General features: G+C 63.9%; 20 protein-coding genes and 1 pseudogene. 16 read left to right on the forward strand and 5 right to left on the reverse strand.

Translation table 11 applies throughout. The features are described from left to right. Nucleotides 1-103 precede the first annotated feature (103 nt). The 3 genes from secY (at nucleotide 104) to ACOOE2_RS07500 (ending at nucleotide 3,396) form a co-directional block, all read left to right on the forward strand. Nucleotides 104-1,471, forward strand: coding sequence for a preprotein translocase subunit SecY (gene secY / locus ACOOE2_RS07490; protein ID WP_420382388.1), 1,368 nt, complete (start codon nucleotides 104-106; stop codon nucleotides 1,469-1,471). 63 nt (nucleotides 1,472-1,534) lie between these two features. Next, nucleotides 1,535-2,179, forward strand: a complete 645-nt coding sequence (locus ACOOE2_RS07495; RefSeq protein ID WP_420382389.1) for an adenylate kinase — start codon at nucleotides 1,535-1,537, stop codon at nucleotides 2,177-2,179. A 101-nt stretch (nucleotides 2,180-2,280) separates the two neighbouring features. Further along, nucleotides 2,281-3,396 (forward strand): SRPBCC family protein, encoded by a 1,116-nt coding sequence (locus ACOOE2_RS07500; protein ID WP_420382390.1) that lies wholly within the window; start codon nucleotides 2,281-2,283, stop codon nucleotides 3,394-3,396. A gap of 374 nt (nucleotides 3,397-3,770) precedes the next feature. Here the strand turns inward: ACOOE2_RS07500 and ACOOE2_RS07505 are convergent, their stop codons facing one another. The 4 genes from ACOOE2_RS07505 to ACOOE2_RS07520 all read right to left on the reverse strand — a co-directional run bounded on the left by ACOOE2_RS07505 (nucleotide 3,771) and on the right by ACOOE2_RS07520 (nucleotide 7,900). Continuing rightward, nucleotides 3,771-4,562, reverse strand: a complete 792-nt coding sequence (locus tag ACOOE2_RS07505) for a phosphate/phosphite/phosphonate ABC transporter substrate-binding protein (RefSeq protein WP_420382391.1) — start codon at nucleotides 4,560-4,562, stop codon at nucleotides 3,771-3,773. Beyond that, nucleotides 4,559-5,494 (reverse strand): fatty acid desaturase, encoded by a 936-nt coding sequence (locus ACOOE2_RS07510; RefSeq protein ID WP_420382392.1) that lies wholly within the window; start codon nucleotides 5,492-5,494, stop codon nucleotides 4,559-4,561. The genes ACOOE2_RS07505 and ACOOE2_RS07510 overlap by 4 nt, the downstream gene beginning before the upstream one ends. Before the next feature lie 75 nt (nucleotides 5,495-5,569). Next, complete coding sequence (locus tag ACOOE2_RS07515) at nucleotides 5,570-6,463, reverse strand: homocysteine S-methyltransferase family protein (RefSeq protein ID WP_420382393.1); 894 nt, start codon at nucleotides 6,461-6,463, stop codon at nucleotides 5,570-5,572. A 75-nt stretch (nucleotides 6,464-6,538) separates the two neighbouring features. Continuing rightward, entirely contained in the window at nucleotides 6,539-7,900 is a 1,362-nt protein-coding gene (locus tag ACOOE2_RS07520; RefSeq protein WP_420382394.1) for a hypothetical protein, read from the reverse strand. Nucleotides 7,901-8,341: 441 nt separating this feature from the next. Here ACOOE2_RS07520 and rpsM point away from each other — a divergent pair, with 441 nt between their 5' ends. From rpsM to ACOOE2_RS07545, 5 genes and pseudogenes are all read left to right on the forward strand, one after another. Further along, complete coding sequence (gene rpsM, locus ACOOE2_RS07525; protein ID WP_420382395.1) at nucleotides 8,342-8,710, forward strand: 30S ribosomal protein S13; 369 nt, start codon at nucleotides 8,342-8,344, stop codon at nucleotides 8,708-8,710. 93 nt (nucleotides 8,711-8,803) lie between these two features. Continuing rightward, nucleotides 8,804-9,193, forward strand: a complete 390-nt coding sequence (gene rpsK, locus ACOOE2_RS07530; RefSeq protein ID WP_420382396.1) for a 30S ribosomal protein S11 — start codon at nucleotides 8,804-8,806, stop codon at nucleotides 9,191-9,193. 151 nt (nucleotides 9,194-9,344) lie between these two features. Further along, nucleotides 9,345-10,409 carry a DNA-directed RNA polymerase subunit alpha gene (locus ACOOE2_RS07535; protein ID WP_420382397.1) on the forward strand — a complete coding sequence of 355 codons (1,065 nt, stop codon included), beginning with the start codon at nucleotides 9,345-9,347 and terminating at the stop codon, nucleotides 10,407-10,409. A 99-nt stretch (nucleotides 10,410-10,508) separates the two neighbouring features. Further along, nucleotides 10,509-10,934, forward strand: coding sequence for a 50S ribosomal protein L17 (rplQ, locus tag ACOOE2_RS07540; protein ID WP_420382398.1), 426 nt, complete (start codon nucleotides 10,509-10,511; stop codon nucleotides 10,932-10,934). A gap of 224 nt (nucleotides 10,935-11,158) precedes the next feature. After that, nucleotides 11,159-11,338, forward strand: a pseudogene (locus ACOOE2_RS07545) (GIY-YIG nuclease family protein); the annotation flags it as partial. 54 nt (nucleotides 11,339-11,392) lie between these two features. Here ACOOE2_RS07545 and ACOOE2_RS07550 read toward each other — a convergent pair. Continuing rightward, nucleotides 11,393-11,857, reverse strand: coding sequence for an SRPBCC family protein (locus tag ACOOE2_RS07550; RefSeq protein WP_420382399.1), 465 nt, complete (start codon nucleotides 11,855-11,857; stop codon nucleotides 11,393-11,395). Nucleotides 11,858-12,073: 216 nt separating this feature from the next. Here ACOOE2_RS07550 and ACOOE2_RS07555 point away from each other — a divergent pair, with 216 nt between their 5' ends. The 8 genes from ACOOE2_RS07555 to ACOOE2_RS07590 all read left to right on the forward strand — a co-directional run bounded on the left by ACOOE2_RS07555 (nucleotide 12,074) and on the right by ACOOE2_RS07590 (nucleotide 19,380). After that, nucleotides 12,074-13,333: an MFS transporter gene (locus ACOOE2_RS07555; protein WP_420382400.1), complete on the forward strand. Its 1,260-nt coding sequence runs from the start codon at nucleotides 12,074-12,076 to the stop codon at nucleotides 13,331-13,333. Nucleotides 13,334-13,385: 52 nt separating this feature from the next. Further along, nucleotides 13,386-15,734, forward strand: a complete 2,349-nt coding sequence (locus ACOOE2_RS07560; RefSeq protein ID WP_420382401.1) for a prolyl oligopeptidase family serine peptidase — start codon at nucleotides 13,386-13,388, stop codon at nucleotides 15,732-15,734. A gap of 90 nt (nucleotides 15,735-15,824) precedes the next feature. After that, nucleotides 15,825-16,151: a DUF1476 domain-containing protein gene (locus ACOOE2_RS07565; RefSeq protein WP_420382402.1), complete on the forward strand. Its 327-nt coding sequence runs from the start codon at nucleotides 15,825-15,827 to the stop codon at nucleotides 16,149-16,151. Next, a complete protein-coding gene (locus ACOOE2_RS07570) occupies nucleotides 16,151-16,384 on the forward strand; it encodes a BolA/IbaG family iron-sulfur metabolism protein (RefSeq protein ID WP_420382403.1) in 234 nt (77 codons plus the stop codon). Before ACOOE2_RS07565 ends, ACOOE2_RS07570 begins: the two co-directional genes overlap by 1 nt. Before the next feature lie 46 nt (nucleotides 16,385-16,430). Next, on the forward strand, nucleotides 16,431-16,766 hold the full coding sequence (grxD, locus tag ACOOE2_RS07575) for a Grx4 family monothiol glutaredoxin (RefSeq protein ID WP_420382404.1): 336 nt from the start codon (nucleotides 16,431-16,433) through the stop codon (nucleotides 16,764-16,766). A gap of 245 nt (nucleotides 16,767-17,011) precedes the next feature. Further along, nucleotides 17,012-17,971, forward strand: a complete 960-nt coding sequence (locus ACOOE2_RS07580) for an NUDIX hydrolase (protein ID WP_420382405.1) — start codon at nucleotides 17,012-17,014, stop codon at nucleotides 17,969-17,971. Nucleotides 17,972-18,108: 137 nt separating this feature from the next. Continuing rightward, nucleotides 18,109-18,363: a hypothetical protein gene (locus tag ACOOE2_RS07585; RefSeq protein ID WP_420382406.1), complete on the forward strand. Its 255-nt coding sequence runs from the start codon at nucleotides 18,109-18,111 to the stop codon at nucleotides 18,361-18,363. 279 nt (nucleotides 18,364-18,642) lie between these two features. Next, nucleotides 18,643-19,380 (forward strand): sugar transferase, encoded by a 738-nt coding sequence (locus ACOOE2_RS07590; protein WP_420382407.1) that lies wholly within the window; start codon nucleotides 18,643-18,645, stop codon nucleotides 19,378-19,380. Nucleotides 19,381-19,387 lie beyond the last annotated feature (7 nt).

Consider the following 19,387-nt stretch of genomic DNA (forward strand, 5'->3'; position numbering starts at 1 on the left):
CGTACTATATGGGCAAGACACGGCTTTAGGGGGAACAAAACCGGCGACGGTGATCTGCGCCCCCAACACGTAAACAAAAGTCCGAAAGGCTTCGGTTCCGATCATGGCTTCACGCGCCGACAATCTCGCCAGCAATCTCAGCATGGCCAATTTTTCCAAGGCCACCGATCTGCAAAAGCGGATCTGGTTCACGATCGGTGCGCTGATCGTCTTCCGGTTCATGAGCTTCGTGCCGCTGCCCGGTGTCAATCCACTTGCGCTGGAATCGCTGTACAAGCAGACCCAGGGCGGCGTGCTCGACATCTTCAACACCTTTTCGGGTGGGTCGCTGCAGCGCATGAGCCTGATCGCGCTGGGTGTGATGCCGTATATTACCTCGTCGATCGTGGTGCAGCTTGGATCGTCGCTGCACCCCGCGCTGGCCGCCTATAAAAAGGAAGGCGAAAGCGGCCGCAAGAAGCTGAACCAGTATACGCGCTATGGCGCGGTGTTCCTGACCATCCTCCAGGGCTGGTTCCTCGCCACGGGCCTCGAAAGCTATGGCGCGGCGTCGGGTATCCAGGCCGTGGTCGACCCCGGCTACATGTTCAAGGTTGGTGCCGTGATAAGCCTGGTCGGCGGAACGATGTTCCTGTTGTGGCTGGGCGAACAGATCACCAGCCGGGGTATCGGCAATGGGGTGTCGCTGATCATCATGGCCGGCATCGTCGCGCAGATGCCGAAATTCTTCGGCAATCTGTTCGAACAGGGCCGCACCGGCTCGCTGAACCCGTTTGCGATCATCGGTGTCGTGCTGCTGCTGCTGGCGATCGTCGTGTTCATCTGTTTCGTCGAGCGCGCCTCGCGCCGCCTGCTGATCCAGTATCCGCGCCGCGCATCGCAAAACGGCATGATGGCCGCCGAACGCAGCCATCTGCCGCTCAAGCTCAACACCGCTGGCGTCATCCCGCCGATTTTCGCCAGCTCGCTGCTGCTGCTGCCGCTGACGATCACGCAATTTGCCGGCAAGTCGGTTTCGCCCGACACGATCACCGGGCGCGTCATCGTTACGCTCAACCAGGTGCTGGGCCACGGCAAGCCGCTGTACATGCTGCTTTACGCACTGGGCATCATCTTTTTCAGCTTCTTCTACACCGCGGTGGTGTTCAATCCGGAAGAAACCGCCGACAACCTGAAGCGCAACGGCGGGTTCATTCCGGGCATTCGTCCGGGCCGGAACACTGCGGTTTATCTGGACTACGTGCTGACGCGCATCACCGTGCTTGGTGCGGCATATATCACGATCGTGTGCGTCGTGCCCGAATGGATCATGGCGGAAACAGGCATGGGTACGCTGTTCTTCGGTGGCACCAGCCTGCTGATCGTGGTCAACGTAACGGTCGATACCATCACGCAGATTCAGTCGCACCTGCTGGCACACCAGTATGGCGACCTGATCAAGAAGGCGAAGCTGAAGGGTCGCATGCGTTAAGCGTGACGACGACCTGGCGGGGCGGGGATAATCCGCTCCGAACGGAATAGAGGGGATCTGCCAGTGAACATCATCCTGTTGGGACCACCCGGCGCGGGCAAGGGCACCCAGGCACAGCGCCTGGTCGAGCGTCATGGCCTGAAGCAGTTGTCGACCGGCGACATGCTGCGTGCTGCTGTCAAGGCGGGCACAGCGGTTGGCTTGCAGGCCAAGGCGGTAATGGATGCGGGCGAGCTGGTGTCGGATGACATCGTCTCGGCGCTGATCGGCGAAGAGCTTGACGCGATGAGCCCCGATACCGGCGCGATTTTCGACGGCTATCCGCGCACCGCGCCGCAGGCTGCGTCACTCGCGACAATCCTGAGCGATCGCGGGCGCAGGCTCGACCATGTGATCGAGCTTGATGTCGATGAAGACGCGCTGGTCGAGCGCATTACCGGTCGATATACCTGCGCGACATGCGGCAAGGGCTATCATGACCGGTTTGAACGCCCCGCAGTCGAGGGCACGTGCGACAAATGCGGCGGTCACGAATTCAAGCGCCGCCCCGATGACAATGAAGCGACCGTACGCACGCGCATGGCCGAATACCGCGCCAAGACCGCGCCGATCCTGCCGATCTATGATGCGCAAGGGATCGTGTCGCACATCGATGGCATGGCGGACATGGACACCGTAACCGCCGCGATCGAAGCGATCATCGCGTAAGTTGCGCAAGGGACGCGAATATCGGACCCGGCGAGTCGGACTCGCCGGGTTTTTTCGTTATGACTCCGGAGTGTGACGGAGATTGGTGCAGGAGAATCGGTATGACGGCGTTTCGCCCGGTTTTGGCCGGATTGCTGATCGGCATGGCGGCGAATGCGGTTCCGGCACAGGCTGATATCGTCGATCAATCGGCGCAAGGGTTTGCGTCGCGCAACGGGGTCATCGTTGCGGCCACGCCGGCGGCGGTATGGAAACGCCTGGTTACGCCGGCGGTATGGTGGTCGTCGGATCACACGTTTTCGGGCGATGCCGCCAACATGTCGCTCGACCCGGTGGCGGGCGGATGTTTTTGCGAACGACTGCCGGGTGACATGGTCAAGGGCGCGAAAGGTACGGTGCGCGGCCCGTCGCGTGGCGGGGTCGAACACATGCGCGTGGTCTATGCCGAGCGCGGCAAGGCGCTGCGGATGGTCGGTGCGCTAGGCCCGTTGCAAAGCGAGGGCGTCAGCGCGACGCTGACCGTGACTTTGAAAGAGGTGGACGGCGGCACGCGCGTGATCTTTGAATACGTGGTGGGCGGCTATATGCGCTATCCGGCGGACAAGATTCAACCGGCAGTCGACACGGTGATGGCCAACCAGTTGCTGAGCCTGGCGCATGGATTCGCAGGCGTGGCCGGGGCGCAACAGGTCGAACAGCGCGCGGCCGCGCCGCAACCCGCCCAGGACGCAGCGCCGCAGGATGCGCCGGCCGCTGGCGGACAGGGCCTGGACAAGCAGGGTCTGCTGTTGCCGCGTGGCCGCATCTGGAGCCTGCCGCCCAGCGATGGCATTCCAGGGCCTGTGCCCGCGCCCGCTGCGTTGCCACCCGCAACGCCGGCAACCGCGCTTGTCGGTGGGCCGTTGCACGTGGATGCGATCCCGCAGGACGTTGCGCCTTCGGGGGGCGGTAAGCCCGGTTCCAGGCGCTCGAGGACCGCGCCGCGAAAAGCGGCACTCGCGCCGGTTCCTGCTGATGACTCGCCGCTTGTCGAGGTGCCGGCACCTGTTGCCCCGGCAGTGGTGAAAAAGGCCGGCAAGGCGGTGCGCAAGACCGGCAAGGCCGCAACGACGACAAATCCGCCGAAAAGCGATGAGCCCAGCACGGATACGGTCAATTCCGAGTTCGACAGCGCAGTGGGCGATCCACAGCGCCCGGTACAGACCAACCCGAATTAGGCGCGAAACCGATGCAAATCGTCACCGTAACGGCTATCAAAGCGGCAGATTTCCAGCCGCTTCGCGGCGGGCGCAAGATCCAAGAATTTGCGCAAATCCAAAGATTTCGGGTTCCAAGGGCGATGGCCCATAGGCGCTAACATAACAATACCGTCGCCCCGGGCTTGACCCGGGGTCCCGCTTCTTCGGCGCGGAAATGCCCGAATTTGAAGGTACCGCGAAAGAAAAGCGGGATCCCGGGTCAAGCCCGGGAAGATGAGAAAAAACAAAGTTAGCGCCTATGGGCGATGGCCCTTGGCCGCCGGAGGCCCTTCTTTTGACTTGTGTGCATCCACTAGCCCGGACCGGGGAGGATATGTCGCGCGCACATCGGTTTACGCGAGTTGCGGGTAACCCGATGCAATGGCGCGCTGTTCAACTGCCGTGACCGCGCCGTACGCGGTGCGATCGATGACGACGATACCGGTCAGGCGCAAGGCCGCACGCGCCTTATGCAGCGCCGGGTCGATCATGACATCGGCCAATGCTTCGCGCAGCGGGGCGATCACTTCGGCGGACTGGTTGGCGGCGGTGATCAGCGGCAGGCCCGGGGTCGGCTCAGTCCAGGCCAGCACGCGAATCCGGCGGTCGATCCCGCGATACCGGTCGCGCCACAGCGCCAGAGTCACCGCGTCGATCGCCGCGCAATCGGCATGGCGGGCGATGACCGCGCACAGGCTGCGCGCGTGCGCGCCGGTCTCGATCACTTCGTCAAAAAAGCGGCCGTCTTGCGCAAATGGCGCGATCAAACCGCGTGGCAGGTTCATGCCGGTGTTGGAATCGCGCGCGTTCATCGCGATGCGACGGCCAGACAGATCCGCCAACGATTGCGCGCGATCATCGGCCCGCACGATCAGTGCCGAACGGTGCCATCCGTCCTCGCTCCCCGGGGCATCATAGACAGGCGTTGCAACCACCGCCGCATCGAGCCGCGTCATCAGGGGATAGCCGCAGGTTTGCGCCAGCAACAGATCGGGCGCGCTCCAGATGGCATCCAGCGGGCGATCGCGAGTCAGCGCCGCTGGCGCCGCGATGTTCGCGGGCAGGCGGTCGGCGATCGCTTGCCACAACAGATCGTTTGCGCCGCGCAGCCAGCGCGGATCGTACATGCCAAGCGAGGCGATCATGCGGCGGGCGGGATCGCCATCGTACGCGGGCGCGTTACCGACTCGAGCAGCGGTGCGGGATGGATCAGGCGGTCATGCGGGCGCAGGAAAAATCGCGCGAAGATCACGCCGTAATGCGCATAATGCGGCGCCATCGGAAAATCGTTGGGCGATGCACGGTACAGCGCGGGCAGGGTATACCATGGCCGGTCGGGCCGTAGATGATGATACGTGTGCAGATTGTTGTTCAGGAACAGCAGCGCCAGCGGGCCGAAATCGGTGACGAGCGCGGTGCGCGCCTCCGGGTGAGGGCTGGCGCGATGTTCGGCGTAAGAGCGGATCAGCGCCAGCGATGTGCCAGGCCATACAAAACACAACACATACGTGCCCAGCGACATCCCGACATGGTGCAGCCACCACACGACCAGCGCGACGGCCACCAGATGCGGCACCCAGTCGCGCGCCCAGGCACCGGGCGTACGCCAGGCGCGCAGCGCTTCGTCGAGCCAGAACCGGGCGACGCGGATGGGCGGGCCAAACAGCATGCGCCCCGCGAGCGTTGCCTCCAGCGCCACGAGCAGATGGGGCAATCCCCCTTCGCGCGACAGATAGCTGCTTTCGGTATCGTCGAGCGGATCGGTCAGGTGCGGCGTTGCATGATGCAGCGTGTGATCGCGCTTGAAAATCGCATAGGGCAACCACATCGCCACCGGGGGAAACCCGATCGCATCATTGATCGAGGTTTTTCGCGTGGGGTGGCCGTGAATAACCTCATGCTGCAGCGATCCCTGCCATGCGGTCAGCCATGCGCCCAGAATGAGCAGGAGCGGCCAGGAGAGATGTGCGTGGAATGCGGTAACCGCGATCCAGCCGCAGTAGATAACGCCAGACAGGAACAGCGTGGGCCATTCTATCGAGGGTGTATGATGTCTGGACGCAACGTTTGTTCCCATAGCAGCAAGGCTATCGGATGATCGCGCTTATGTCTAGACATGACCACCAAGGAAGGTTGCCTATGTCCGATAAGCTTATTCGTTATCAATAACCAGGGCGGCGATATGTTCCGGCCCGATTCCGCAGCATCCGCCCACGATCGACGCGCCGGCTTCGCGCCACGCTCTTGCAAATCGGGCATAGCCCGCCGGATCGAGATCGGCCCGGATATCGTGCAGCGTCGAATTGGCCTCGGCCTCGTCGCCTTGCGGCGGAAAGGCATTGGCGTAGACGCCGATGGCCAGATCGGTCGTTGTACGTGCCGTTTTCACCGCCGCGGCCATCGCTTCAGGCTGGCTGCAATTGAACAGGATCGCGTGGGCGCCGATCCTGTGGGCCAGCCGCGCCGCGTCGGCGACACTTTCGCCCGACCGCAATTTGGGTTCGCCGCCGGTTTCGCCATCTTCGATCGTGAATGACAGCCACAGCGGCTTGCCCGTGGGCGCGGTCAATTCGCCGACGAGCGTGGCTTCGCTCAGCGACGACAGCGTTTCGGCCTGCCAGTGATCGACATACGGCGTCAGCGCGGCGACCAGCGTCGCCAGGATCGGCCGCGCGGCGTCGATGTCGACCAGATCGGGACGGTACGAGCCGCATACCGGTGGCAGCGATCCGGCGACCGCGACCGGGCGCGGTGCGGCCTTTGCCACAGCCCGCGCAAGCGACCCTGCAAGCGCGGCCCATTCGCCGCCATGCGTCGCAAACCTGTCATCCCCGATATGAAACGGCACGAGCGCATAAGTGTTGGTGGTTATGACGTCGGCGCCCGCATCGACATAGCTCTGGTGCACGCGTGTCACGTAGTCCGGCGCCTCGATCAGCGCGAGCGCCGACCATTCGGGCTGCCGAAACGGCGCGCCGATCCGCAACAGTTCGCGACCCGTCCCGCCATCGAGGACGATTGCAGGCGCGCAAGCGGGTTTCGTCACAAGGCAATCTCCGGATCGGTGGCGCCCGCTCATGGCAAGGGCAGGGCGCCACCGTCAAGTGCTGCTGCGTTTTGATCAGGGGTGTTCGTGGCGCTCGTTGTCGTTGCGCTGTGGTTGCGGCCGTGGCGGCGGCGGGGCGGCAGGCCGCGGAGCAGGTTGCGGCGGCGCGGCGTGGAACTGCGGTTGCGGGGCAGGCCGGGGCTGCATTTGCTGCTGCTGCTGGGGTGGTGCCGCGTGGCCATAATTGGGCGCGGGTTGAACCTGCCGTTGCGGCACGGGCTGATAGGTCTGCCGGTTGCCGCCCATGTCGCCGCGCTGGTTGCCGAATTGCGGCGTGTTTTGCGGCGGCATGGTGCGCGCGGCATTCGTCACCGGTTGCGACTGGGGCGGCGTTCTCGGCGCCTGCCGGTCGTATTCCGGCGCGCGTCCGTTGTACGCCGGCGCTTGACCGTTGTATCCCGGCGCCTGGCCATTATACCCCGGTGCCCGGCCATTGTACCCGGGTGCCTGGCCGGTATATCCCCGCGCCTGACCATTGGTGCCCGGGGCTTGCTGGCCATAGCCGGGCGACGACTGGTATGCCCGTGGCGACGCAGCCGGCGCGCCCGGAGCGCCCGGAAAAGTGCGCTGTTGCGGATACGCTTGCGGGTTTTGCCCCTGTCCACGCTGGCCGCCCCGCTCCGACCCGGGGCCTCGCGCCACGGGCGCGCCAGTGTTGTCCACACGGTGCACGGCGGGCGGGCTCCACGTGGGGATGATTTGCGACGCGGCTGCGCGCGGGTTGCCGGCTGCCTGGCGAAAGCGCTGCTGCTGCTCTTGCGTCGGGGCGTAGCGCTGCGCGTTCGTCGCACGCAGATCGTCTGGCCGGGGTTGCGCGGAAATACCGCCCCTGCCGCCGTTATAGCTGACGCGTGGCCCCCGATTGCGGTCGACCGGCGCATAATAGACGTTGTTGACGCGCGCATTGTCTACATTGATGACCGCCCGATTGTACGAGATATGGCCGTTGTCCCAGCGCCCGCCGTCCCAGCCGTGGCCGTGATAGCCATGGCCATAGTCGATCCCGCCGTACCAGCCGACCTGATGGCCCCAATAGCCCTGGTGGTAGCGGTACGCGTTGTAATCCCAGCCCCACCACGCCGGTGTCCACAGCAAGCCGGGCTCGGGCGGCAGGTCCCAATATCCGGGCACCCAATAGTAATCGTCGATATCGTCGCTCCACGCCCAGGTGCCGGGCACCCAGATATAGTCGGGGCCGGGCAACGGCGCCTGATCGTATTCGTCCGGCAGCGGCGGGGGCGCATACCCGATGCGAACGTCGACCCCGAACTGCGCGAAAGCGGGCGCAGCGCCCAGTGTCACGCCCAGTACCGGCGCCGCCATGGTCAGTGCCACAAGCGTTCCGAATTTCGTTAGACCCTTGCGTATGGCGGGCATGGCAGCATCCTCTCGCATTCATCGTTTCATGATACAGTGCATCATATTGTACCAATCCGGACTGACGCATGAACGAAATCGTTAGCCGCTGTACAGCAAGGAAAACCGAAACCCTTTTGACGTTGGGGTGACAATCGGGTATTTATGACCGACAAGGCCGCCCAACCTGCCCGCATCTGCGGACACGCTGTTGGGGCGCGGCCGTTTGTGCCGAATTGCGGTTGACGCCTCATGCGAATCCGCTTAAGCGCGCCTTTCACTCGAAACCGTCTGGGGGTAGTCCACTTTCGTCAGCGCACATTTGGGCACTGATGAGGTTGCGGCTGCTGTCATGCGTTTTGCGTGTTTCGCTATGAGATAGGGCCCGTGCGGGCGACAGGTGGGCATATCGCCCCCCGTCGCAAGTTACGACAACCCTGTGGAGCTTAAACGGAGAACCAAGTGGCTCGTATTGCCGGGGTGAATATCCCCACAAACAAACGCGTGATCGTCGCGTTGACGTACATTCATGGAATCGGCCCGTTCAAGGCCAAGCAGATCGCTGAAAAGCTCGGGATCGACCAGAGCCGCCGCGTGCAGGACCTGTCCGACGCCGAAGTGCTGCAGATCCGTGAAGCGATCGACGCCGATCACACCGTGGAAGGCGATCTTCGTCGCGAAACCGCGATGAACATCAAGCGTCTGATGGACCTGGCCTGCTATCGCGGCCTGCGTCACCGCAAAGGCCTGCCCGTCCGTGGCCAGCGCACGCACACCAATGCGCGCACCCGCAAGGGCAAGTCGAAGCCGATCGCCGGCAAGAAGAAGTAACCCGTCACCTTCCGGCCGTTGCGGCCGGATACAGGTTCAGGCGTTTTTTCGCCTGCGGGTTTCCCACGGTTTTTCCGACAGGATTAAGATAAAATGGCACGCGAACCTCAGCGTATCAAGAAGCGGGAGCGCAAGAACATCACCAGTGGTGTTGCGCACGTGAATGCAAGCTTCAACAACACCATGATCACCATCACTGATGCCCAGGGCAATGCCATTTCATGGTCGTCCGCCGGGATGATGGGTTTCAAAGGCAGCCGCAAGTCGACGCCGTATGCCGCGCAAGTCGCGGCCGACGACGCCGGCAAAAAGGCCGCCGAACACGGCGTGCGTACGCTCGAAGTCGAAGTAAAGGGCCCGGGTTCGGGTCGTGAAAGCGCGCTGCGCGCGCTGGCGGCGGTGGGTTTCACCATCACCGCCATTCGCGACGTGACGCCGATCCCGCACAACGGCGTTCGTCCGTCGAAGCGCCGTCGCGTCTGATCTGCCTGGTGGCGACCGGCGCAGCGGGCACCCCCATCGGGCCCGTCGCACCGCCGCCACCGTCTGTTACCTGACCGATTGCAGCCAGTCATGATGATCACATGACAACGCAGGCTGCAACCGGCACACCCGATCAAACCAGGGGAATTCCATGACTGTCAATATCAAGAACTGGCAGGAACTGAAGAAGCCCAACACCCTTGAAGTCAAACCCGGCAACGATCCGCAGCGCCGCGCGACCTTCATGGCCGAACCGCTGGAACGCGGGTTCGGCCTGACGCTTGGCAATGCCTTGCGCCGGGTGCTGCTGTCTTCGCTTCAGGGCGCAGCAGTGACTTCGATCCGCATCGAAAACGTGCTTCACGAGTTCTCGTCGCTTGCCGGCGTGCGCGAAGATGTCACCGACATCGTGTTGAACGTGAAGCAGATTGCACTCAAGATGCAGGGCGAAGGCCCCAAGCGGCTGCAGCTGTCGGCCACGGGCCCCGGCGAAGTGCGCGCGGGCGATATCGCGGTGACCGGCGACATCGAAGTGATGAACAAGGATCTGGTGATCTGTCATCTCGACGAAGGCGCGACGTTTAACATGGAACTGACTGCCGACACCGGCAAGGGTTATGTCCCAGCGGTTGCAAACCGTCCGATCGACGCGCCGATCGGCCTGATCCCGATCGATTCGCTGTATTCGCCGGTGCGCCAGGTTTCGTACAAGATCGATGCCGCACGCATCGGGCAGGAGCTCGACTACGACAAGCTCAACCTGATCGTCGAAACCGACGGTACGGTCACGCCCGAAGATGCCGTGGCTTACGCTGCGCGCATCCTGCAGGACCAGCTGTCGCTGTTCGTCCACTTCGACGACCAGCTGCCGACCGGCCATGTCACCACCACCGGCACCGGTATGGCAACGCATGCGCCTGAAGAAAGCGACGCGAACCAGCTCAACCGCTATCTGCTCAAGAAAGTGGACGAACTGGAACTGTCGGTGCGTTCGGCAAATTGTCTGAAGAACGACAACATCATCTATATCGGCGATCTCGTCCAGAAGACCGAAGCGGAAATGCTGCGCACGCCGAATTTCGGCCGCAAGTCGCTGAACGAAATCAAGGAAGTCTTGTCCTCGATGGGGCTGCGTCTGGGGATGGATATTCCTGGCTGGCCGCCTGAAAACATCGAAGAGATGGCGAAGAAGCTTGAACAGGAACTGCTGGGTTAATCCCAGCGGTTTCGAACGGGGCACACACGGCCACCCCGTTAAAAACATCGGCCAGGTCTGGGTTACCTGATACGGATCCATAACGAACGGATAAGAACCATGCGTCATAGACTGGGCCAGCGTAAGCTCGGCCGCACCTCCGCCCACCGCATCGCGATGCTGCGCAACATGGCAGCCGCGTTGATCAAGCACGAACAGATCACCACGACCTTGCCAAAGGCGAAAGAACTTCGCCCTTACGTCGAAAAGCTGATCAGCCTGGGCAAGCATGGTGGCCTGTCGAATCGCCGTCTGGCGCATGCGCGCCTGCTCGACGCGACGCAGGAAAAGAAACTGTTCGAAGTTCTGGCCGAGCGTTACGCCACGCGCGAGGGCGGCTACACCCGGATCATCAAGGCCGGCATCCGCGCCTCGGATGCGGCGCCGATCGCCGTGATCGAACTTGTCGACCGTGACACATCTGCCAAGGGCCAGGATTCAGGCCCGGTGATGAACGCGGACGAAGACGAATACGAAGCCGCCTGATTTTCGGATCAGCGGTGACGTTGGGGGGCGGTGCCGACGGGCGCCGCCCTTTTTTGTCTTTGGGGTCTGAAGGTGAGCCATGCCGGATTGGCGACGCGCCACAGAAGCACAATCCCGGGTCAGGCCTGATGACGTGGGTTGGGGGCAGTCGCTCCGATGCGCTCTCCCGCGCTTCAAAACCCCACCCAACTCCGTCATCCCGGGCTTGACCCGGGATTGTGCTGGGTTCGGATTTTTGCGTGCGGCAGAATGCCCGGTGCCTGGTATGGGCTGAGCGCGGGGACACGATCGCAGAATGCATCGCGCATGAGAAGCGTCTGAAACGATGGCGGCGGGATTGGAAAATCGACCTGATCGAACGGGGCAATCCGGATTGGCGTGATCTTTACGATGTGCTTGTGTGAGAGGGCAGCGCGCAGAAGACGATGGGGGGGTAGGTTTTCCCGTATCGGCCATCGTTATAAATGCCGCGCCAGTTCCTCCAATTGGTCGAGGCACTGCGCCCAGCCCTGCGCGAAGCCCATTTCCTCGTGCCTTGTCCGGTCTTCCGCGCTCTTGTGGCGCACGAGCGCGCGGTATTGCGTGCCGCCGGCGGTCGGCGTCATGGTGATTTCGCCGGTCATGAACGATTGGGCATTCGGACGGAATTGCGGGCCGAGGGCGTCAGTCCACACCAGCCGGCACTCTGGTTCGACGACCAGCAAGCATCCGGGCATTTCGGGAAACGCATCGCCTTGCGGCGAGCACATCACAATGTTGAACTGGCCGCCCGGGTGGAGGTCTATTGCGACTTTGGCGACGCCATAGGGCTTGGGCGCGAACCACTGCCGGACAAGATCGGGCTCTGTCCACGCGCGCCACAGTTGCGCTGGCGTGGCCGCAACGACACGTTCAAGCACGAGATCAAGTTCGCCGTCGGTCATGGGTGTCTTTCTCCTTTGCCGCGCCATCCATGCTACCGCCGGAAACCTGCGCAAGGCAAGGGACGGGATGATAGCGCAACAGCCGATCCCGCCGGGGGACGCTTAAAAGGGCTGCGGCCTTGACCCGGCTCGCCTTGAACGCTCGGGACCGCTCCGCCATTGTGGCCGCACACCACCAGCGGAGGAACCAGACTTTTGTCCGGAGGCAAAAGCCTCATGCATGAAGCGCCGGCGGCCGAGCTCTTCGACGGCGAGCCGTCGCGGGGCCAGTCTGGTGCCGTGCCGTTCTGGCGCGCCAGTTTCGTGGTGATGATCGGAATCGTGGCAACGACGCTGGCGCAGCATAATCTGCTGGCGCGGATTCCGCTGCGCAATCTGTTGAAGAATGATCTGCACCTCGATCGCACCGGGATGGCGGCATTCTTGTTCGTCACCGGCTTTGCCTGGTATCTGCAGCCGCTGTTTGGCGCGATGATCGACGCGTTTCCGTTGTTCGGCTCGCGGCGGCGATCGTACCTGATCGTCGGGGCGGCGCTGGCGAGTGGAGGCTGGGCAATCACCGGGCTGGTGCCGCACGACTATGCGCCGCTGCAGCTGGCCATGGCGCTGACGTCGTCGGCGATGGTGCTGGTCAGTTGCGCCACCGGGGGCCTGTTGGTCGAGACGGCGCAGGCAAATGGTTCGGCGGGAAAGCTGGCGGGGATCCGGCAGGCGACGAACGCGCTGTGTTTTCTGGTGGGCGCGCCGGTATCGGGGTATTTGGCGGGGACGGATTTCAGCTGGACGGCTCTGGCCTGCGCTGTGGTGGTGGCGGCGCTGGTGCCGGTTGCGGCGATATTCCTGCCCGAGCGGCATTTGCCGGCGCAGCCGGTTTCGGCGCTGTGGCACCAGTTGCGTACGATCGGCGCGGCGCGGCCGATGTGGGCGGCGGGCGCGATCATGCTGGTGTTCTTCATTGCGCCGGGCACCGAAAGCGCGCTGTTTTTCCGGCAGCAGAACGAGCTGCGGATGACCACGGGCGGCCAGGGGTGGCTCGTGTTCGCGGCCTATTTGGCGGGAATCGCGACCGCGCTCGTGTATACGCGGCTGTGCCGCCAGCTTTCGTTGCAGGCGCTGTTGCTGATCGGGATCGGCGCCAATGCGTGTACGCAGGCGCTGTACCTGTTCTACACCAGCGTTCCGGCGGCGTTCGTGATCGAGGCGATCAACGGCACCGGGTTTGCGCTGGCCGAACTGGCGTTTCTCGATCTGGCGGCGCGGGCGACGCCGCGCGGCAGCGAAAGCCTGGGCTATGCGCTGATGATCAGCGTGCGCGCGTTTGCGCTGTTTGGCACCGATATCGTCGGTGCCAATCTGCTCGACCATCATGGCTGGCACTTCGAAGGGCTCGTGGTGGTCAACACCGCGACATCGCTGCTGGCCATGCCGCTGGTGTTCCTGCTGCCCCGCACGTTGCGGGCCCAGCGCGACATGTAGATTTCCCTCGTTGCCAGTGTGGCGATGTGCTACGTCACACGACGATAAAACGATGAAAAACCGGGAATGGATGGGCCTGAAACGGGTGTTGCTGAGCGGCACCGTTGGTCTTGCACTTTATGGAGTGCCGGCGCTGGCCGGGACGGGCAAAGCGGATGCCGATGCGGCAGATATCAGCGTGTCGCGTATCGGTGCGTCCGATACGGCATCGCCCGCGCATTCCGACAATCCGACGATCAAACCCACCAGCAACCTGGCCCTGCCATCGTCGCGCTATCCGGCGGCGCGCCGTGACGGGATCAGCGACCACATGTTCGGCGAAACCGTAGCCGATCCGTGGCGCTGGCTGGAGGGCGACATCCGCAGCGATCCCGCCGTCGCGGACTGGGTCGGACGCGAAAACACGCTGGCGCGCGGGTATCTGGCGGCTTTGCCCGGGCGCGACGATTTCGCAGCGCAGTTGCGCACGCTTTACGATTACGAACGCTACAGCCTGCCGCGCAAGGCCGGGCACCGCTATTTCTTCATGCGCAACAGCGGGTTGATGAACCAGTCGGCGTTGTATGTGCGCGATGGACTGGCCGGCGCAGACCGGCTGCTGATCGATCCCAATCACGCCGCGGTGGCCTATGCGCTTGACGCCTGGGTGCCGTCGCCCAGCGGACGCTATCTGGCCTACAGCGAACAGCATGCGGGCAGCGACTGGCGCACGATCCGGGTTGTCGATGCGGGCGCGGCCGCCGCGACAGGCGCGGGCGAGACGTTGGCCGACAGGCTGGAATGGGCCAACGACACGCTGATCGGATGGGTCGGCGACGGCGGATTTCTCTATTCGCGCTATCCGGCGCCGCGCGCGGCAGATGAATTCCAGGCGCCGTCGCATGACAAGGCGATCTGGTTTCACCGCGTCGGTACGGGCCAGGATGCCGACGAACTGGTCTATGCGACGCCCGACCACCCCGACTGGGGACACAAGGCGCAAGTCACTGCGGACGGCCACTGGGCGGTTATTTCGACCGAGGCCGGCACCGGCGCGGCGCGCGCGATCCATCTGATCGACCTGGCGGCACCGCGCGTGGATGGGAAATGGACCGTCCTGCCGCTGGTGCCCGGCCTCGATCATGACTGGAAACTGGTCGATGGCACGCGCGACCGGCTGTGGTTCATCACCAACGACGGCGCGCCGAATAACCGGCTGGTGCGGATCGATCTGGCGCCGCGGGACACCCGGGGGACACAGGCGTCGCATCCCGGGCTGAAACTCGCCGTGACCACGGTCATGGCCGAGCGACATAGCCTGCTGGAAACGGGCCGGATCGTCGGAGACCGGCTGATCCTGTCGTACCTCGTCGGCGGGCAGCGCGTGGCGGTTGTCACCGATCTCAACGGCCGGCCGGCCCAGGCGCTGACGATCACCGGCAATGGCGCGGCGACCGGCTTTGACGGCCACCCCGGCGATTCCGAGACATTCTATCAATACTCAAGCTACAACCAGCCGCCGACGATCTACCGCATGGACTTGCACAGCGGGCGCGTGGCGCCGTTTGCAAAGCCGACGGTGCCGTTCAATCCGGCGGATTATGTGATCGAGGAACGGCAATATCCGTCGCGCGACGGCACGATGGTGCCGCTGACGATCGTGCGCAAACGCGCCGACGTGGGCAAGGCAGCGCCGACGCTGCTGTATGGCTATGGCGGGTTCGATATCGCGCTCAATCCGGGCTATTCGCCGTGGCGCATGGCCTGGCTCGAGGCGGGCGGCGTGTTTGCCGTGGCATCAGTGCGCGGCGGCGGCGAACTCGGCCCGGCGTGGTACGAGGCGGGCCGGGGACCGCACAAACAGAACAGTTTCGACGACTTCATCGCAGCGGGCGAATACCTGGTGCGCCAGGGCATCGCGCGCCAGGGCGGCCTGGCCGCGCAAGGCGGATCGAATGGCGGGATGATGGTGGCGGCCGTGATCAACCAGCGGCCCGACCTGTTCGTCGCGGCCAATCCCGATGTCGGGGTGATGGACATGCTGCGCTTCGACCGGTTTACGCAAGGCCGCTCGTGGATCGACGACTATGGCAATCCGGCGCACGAGGCCGACTGGCGCACGCTGCGCGCCTATTCGCCGTACCACAATATCGCCGGCGGGCATGAGTATCCTGCGATCCTGGTGACGACTGCCGACACCGACGACCGCGTGGTGCCGGCGCACAGCTTCAAATATGTCGCCGCGCTGCAGGCCGCGGCGATCGGCGACCGGCCGCATCTGCTGCGCGTGGAAAGCGATGCCGGCCACGGCGGCGGCCGACCGCTCGACAAGACGATCGCGGGTGGGGCAGATGTGATGGCGTTCCTGGCCGCATGGACCGGCCTGACCCCACCGGCCGACACCAATCGCACTGCACCTTGACTTGTGACAACCGTCGTTGCGGCATAACGCTTGCCCGATCGCGCCTCGCTGCCTATCGCAGGACCGGATCGTCGAAAGGGACTGCCGCAAATGAAGGGTTTTGGAGACCACGCCCGCGCTGGCGCTCAAGACGGCCTGGATCACGACGAGGAAATGATGTTCCGTATCCAGGCACGCCGCAACCGGCTGCTTGGCCAATGGGCGGCGGTGCGCATGGGCCTCGACCAGGCCGAGACCGAATCGTATGCGCGATCGGTGGTCCAGGCCGAGTTCGAGGAATCGGGCGACGAGGATGTCATCCGCAAGGTGCTGGGCGATATCCTGCAATCGGGCGTCCATGTGACCGAGGCCGAAGTCCGCACCTCGCTTTCGGCCCGCACGGTCGAGGCTAAACGCCAATTGATGGGAGACAGCTGATGGCGATGGCCGCTGATGATATTTCTGCGATGATCCGCGCCGCACTGCCCGACGCGCAAGTCACGATTACCGATCTGGCCGGCGATGGCGATCATTATGCCGCGCATGTCGTATCAGGCGCGTTCGGCGGGATCAGCCGCGTGGCGCAGCACAAGGCGGTCTATGCCGCGCTCGGCGGGCGCATGGGCGGGGCCCTGCATGCCTTGCAATTGACTACGGCCGTGCCCACCTGAAACGCAACAGTCGTTCAAACCCGTATTTCAAAGGACCGCTCAGCCCATGTTGCAGACCGCCACCAACGCCCGCCTCACCGAAATCGTCAAAGGCAATGACGTGGTCCTGTTCATGAAGGGCACGCCGCTGTTTCCGCAATGCGGGTTTTCCAGCCGTGCGATCGCCATACTGGAGCGGCTGAACGTCGAATATTCGACCGTGGACGTGTTGCAGGATCAGGAAGTGCGCCAGGGTATCAAGGCGTTTTCGGACTGGCCAACCATCCCGCAGCTGTATGTCAAAGGCGAATTCGTCGGCGGGTCGGACATCATGATGGAAATGTTCGAAGCGGGCGAACTGGAAACGCTGATGGCCGAATCCGGCGTCGCGCACGCCGGCTGAACCTTGCCGCACTCCGGCACGATGTTGCCCCTAGACAAAAAAGCGGCCCCTGTCGGAAACAGGGGCCGCTTTTTTGTGTGGGGACACGAAGGTTTCGGGGGGAGACCGAATTGTCTTCAGGGATACTCGGGGACTTGGCTTATTCAGGGGACTGAATTCGTTTGGGACTGAGAGGCGGAACTTTGGACTAGGGGACTGGTTCCGCCTCATCATTCGGGGCATCTTCGGGACAAACCATGTTATGCATGGTCCGTGCCAATTGGCGCGACTGCCGAAAAACCGCGCTATTCGCTCTGCGCACCGATCCGCCGCGCGGGCCATCTGTAAAATCTCCCGACACGGTGCGGTTGGGCGCTATCCCTCTTGGCAAGACCGGCGGATCGTTGCATCGTAAGCCCATGCAGAACATGAAGGATGGGTCACGCGATGCTCCGGCGGCGCGGCCGGCCGCGACGGTGGTGGTCTTTCGGCGCAGTGCCACCGGCGGCCCCGCCCAGGTGCTGTTGCAGGAACGGTCGGGCGCGATGGCCTTTGCCGGCGGCGCAACGGTCTTTCCCGGCGGCGCGGTCGATCTTTCGGATCACGCTCTGGTCCGGGCTCTCGCGGCGTCGTTGCCACAGGTTGCCGCGCTTGATCCCGATGATGCGGCGGCGCGGGTCGCCGCCGTGCGTGAGGCGCTCGAGGAGACCGGCCTGATCGTCGGCGTAACCGGCCCGGTGACCGCCGCACGCGCGGTGGCCGCGCGGCAGCGTCTGCTCGATGGGGATACGCTGGGCGCGATCCTGGCGGACGAAGGTTGGACGATCGATTTCGACAGCTTGATACCCTTTGCCCGCTGGTGCCCGCGCCAACTGGAGGCAAAAGTCTACGACACGCGGTTCTACCTGGCCGATGTCGGCACCGGAGCGCTCGACCTGGCTGCCGATGCCACCGAGACGGCTCACGTGTTCTGGGCGAGTGCCCAAGACGCGCTGGATCTGGCCGATGCAGGGCGGATCAGGGTGATTTTCCCGACGCGCCGCAATCTGGAGCGGCTGGCGCTATGGCCCGACTTCGCTACGGCGCGCGCGCATGCGCTGGTGACGCCTGTGCAGACCATTTCGCCCTGGATCGAACTGCGCGACGGGGTGCGCTGGCTGATGATTCCCTCCGACGCGGGCTACCCGATTGTCGGCGAGCCGCTCGATGGTGCATTGCGGGGATGATTTGATCGATAATGAATGTAACTGGCGCCGGGCAGATGTGTTGTCGGTCGCTTCGATCAATGCGGGGTAATGCTTATGCGCCCGGTTGCGTGGATTAAGCACCGACGCGCTAGTCCACGGGGTGTCGAGGTTTCACCATGCCCCAGCGCAAAGTCCGTTTCCGTCCCGAACCCGCTGCCGATGAGCAGCGTCGTCCGCGCGCCGCGCGCGATCACGATGGTTTTGTCGCGTCGCCGGTCCACGCAATGCACCAGAATCTTTGGGCTTTTGCGCAAAGTCCGGTGGAACCCCCGCTACCGCTTTATCCTGGTTGGGTTCGGCTGGCGATACCGCTGGTCGGGTCGGGCGCGCTGTGGGTGATCATCTTTTGGGCGCTGGGCTATTTGCGCTGATCGGGATGCCCGGGCCCGCTTGCGGCACGTAACGAAGCCCCAATCGAACCGTCCCGGGTCTATCCTTCGCTGACCTGCGGCGCGCATACCGCCATCGTTCCTGTGCATGATCGCGCTGTCGCGATTGGCCGAGCAACAGGGAGACGCCCGGTGCGTCCGCAACGATCAGCCACCCCTCATTGTGTTGAAGCGCCGCCCGCCGGACTGGCCCCGATCCTCCATGAGCAGGCGGATACCGCGCTGGCGGCTGCTTCCGGATCACCATTCCGGTCAAAGCTGATGTTTCAGCGATCCACGCTGCTGCGGGCCTTCGATGCGATGCAATCCGGAGCCCGGGACGGTCGCGACGGCGGGGCCTTGGTTGCGGCATCCTATGTGGCCGGCGACATGCTGCCCGGCACGCGCATCGACGATGGCCTCATCCGTCTGTTCGACATCGCCGGCGCGTTGTTGGTACTGCTCCTCGCGTTTCCGGTCATGGTGTTCGTGGCGCTCGCGGTCAAGCTGACCAGCCCGGGGCCGCTGCTGTTCGCACACGCCCGCGTCGGGCGGCATGGCCGGCGGTTCGCCTGCCTCAAATTCCGCACGATGGCGGTCGATGCCGATGCGCAGCTCAAGGCGCTGCTCGACAGCGACCCTGCGGCACGGGCGGAATGGCAGACGAGCCACAAATTGCGCAGCGACCCGCGGGTAACTCCGATCGGCCGGTTTCTGCGTCGCACCAGCCTGGATGAATTGCCGCAGCTGTTCACGGTGCTGTGGGGCGATATGAGCCTGGTCGGGCCGCGCCCGATCGTCGAGGCGGAAATTCCGCGCTATGGCCGCCATTACGCGATATATTGCCGGGTGCGTCCGGGGGTTACCGGGCTGTGGCAGGTGCAGCGCGATGCGGATACATCGTACCGCCGCCGCGTCGCGTTTGATGTCGCCTTTGCGCGGGGTCGATCGCTGCGGCTGTACCTGTTGATTTTGGCGCGGACCGTGCCGGCGGTGCTCAGTGGCCGTGGTGCCTGCTGAATGGCGC

Origin of the sequence: Novosphingobium sp. (genome assembly GCF_965214355.1) — a bacterium.
GTDB lineage: Bacteria > Pseudomonadota > Alphaproteobacteria > Sphingomonadales > Sphingomonadaceae > Novosphingobium.

What these genes read in the sequence shown, in the direction of transcription:
- secY (WP_420382388.1), top strand. Translation starts at nt 104, where the DNA reads ATGGCTTCACGCGCCGACAATCTCGCCAGCAATCTCAGCATGGCCAAT.
- ACOOE2_RS07500 (WP_420382390.1), top strand. Translation starts at nt 2,281, where the DNA reads ATGACGGCGTTTCGCCCGGTTTTGGCCGGATTGCTGATCGGCATGGCG.
- ACOOE2_RS07505 (WP_420382391.1), bottom strand. Translation starts at nt 4,562, where the DNA reads ATGATCGCCTCGCTTGGCATGTACGATCCGCGCTGGCTGCGCGGCGCA.
- ACOOE2_RS07510 (WP_420382392.1), bottom strand. Translation starts at nt 5,494, where the DNA reads ATGGGAACAAACGTTGCGTCCAGACATCATACACCCTCGATAGAATGG.
- ACOOE2_RS07520 (WP_420382394.1), bottom strand. Translation starts at nt 7,900, where the DNA reads ATGCCCGCCATACGCAAGGGTCTAACGAAATTCGGAACGCTTGTGGCA.
- rpsK (WP_420382396.1), top strand. Translation starts at nt 8,804, where the DNA reads ATGGCACGCGAACCTCAGCGTATCAAGAAGCGGGAGCGCAAGAACATC.
- ACOOE2_RS07535 (WP_420382397.1), top strand. Translation starts at nt 9,345, where the DNA reads ATGACTGTCAATATCAAGAACTGGCAGGAACTGAAGAAGCCCAACACC.
- rplQ (WP_420382398.1), top strand. Translation starts at nt 10,509, where the DNA reads ATGCGTCATAGACTGGGCCAGCGTAAGCTCGGCCGCACCTCCGCCCAC.
- ACOOE2_RS07550 (WP_420382399.1), bottom strand. Translation starts at nt 11,857, where the DNA reads ATGACCGACGGCGAACTTGATCTCGTGCTTGAACGTGTCGTTGCGGCC.
- ACOOE2_RS07555 (WP_420382400.1), top strand. Translation starts at nt 12,074, where the DNA reads ATGCATGAAGCGCCGGCGGCCGAGCTCTTCGACGGCGAGCCGTCGCGG.
- ACOOE2_RS07560 (WP_420382401.1), top strand. Translation starts at nt 13,386, where the DNA reads ATGAAAAACCGGGAATGGATGGGCCTGAAACGGGTGTTGCTGAGCGGC.
- ACOOE2_RS07565 (WP_420382402.1), top strand. Translation starts at nt 15,825, where the DNA reads ATGAAGGGTTTTGGAGACCACGCCCGCGCTGGCGCTCAAGACGGCCTG.
- ACOOE2_RS07570 (WP_420382403.1), top strand. Translation starts at nt 16,151, where the DNA reads ATGGCGATGGCCGCTGATGATATTTCTGCGATGATCCGCGCCGCACTG.
- grxD (WP_420382404.1), top strand. Translation starts at nt 16,431, where the DNA reads ATGTTGCAGACCGCCACCAACGCCCGCCTCACCGAAATCGTCAAAGGC.
- ACOOE2_RS07580 (WP_420382405.1), top strand. Translation starts at nt 17,012, where the DNA reads ATGGTCCGTGCCAATTGGCGCGACTGCCGAAAAACCGCGCTATTCGCT.
- ACOOE2_RS07585 (WP_420382406.1), top strand. Translation starts at nt 18,109, where the DNA reads ATGCCCCAGCGCAAAGTCCGTTTCCGTCCCGAACCCGCTGCCGATGAG.
- ACOOE2_RS07590 (WP_420382407.1), top strand. Translation starts at nt 18,643, where the DNA reads ATGTTTCAGCGATCCACGCTGCTGCGGGCCTTCGATGCGATGCAATCC.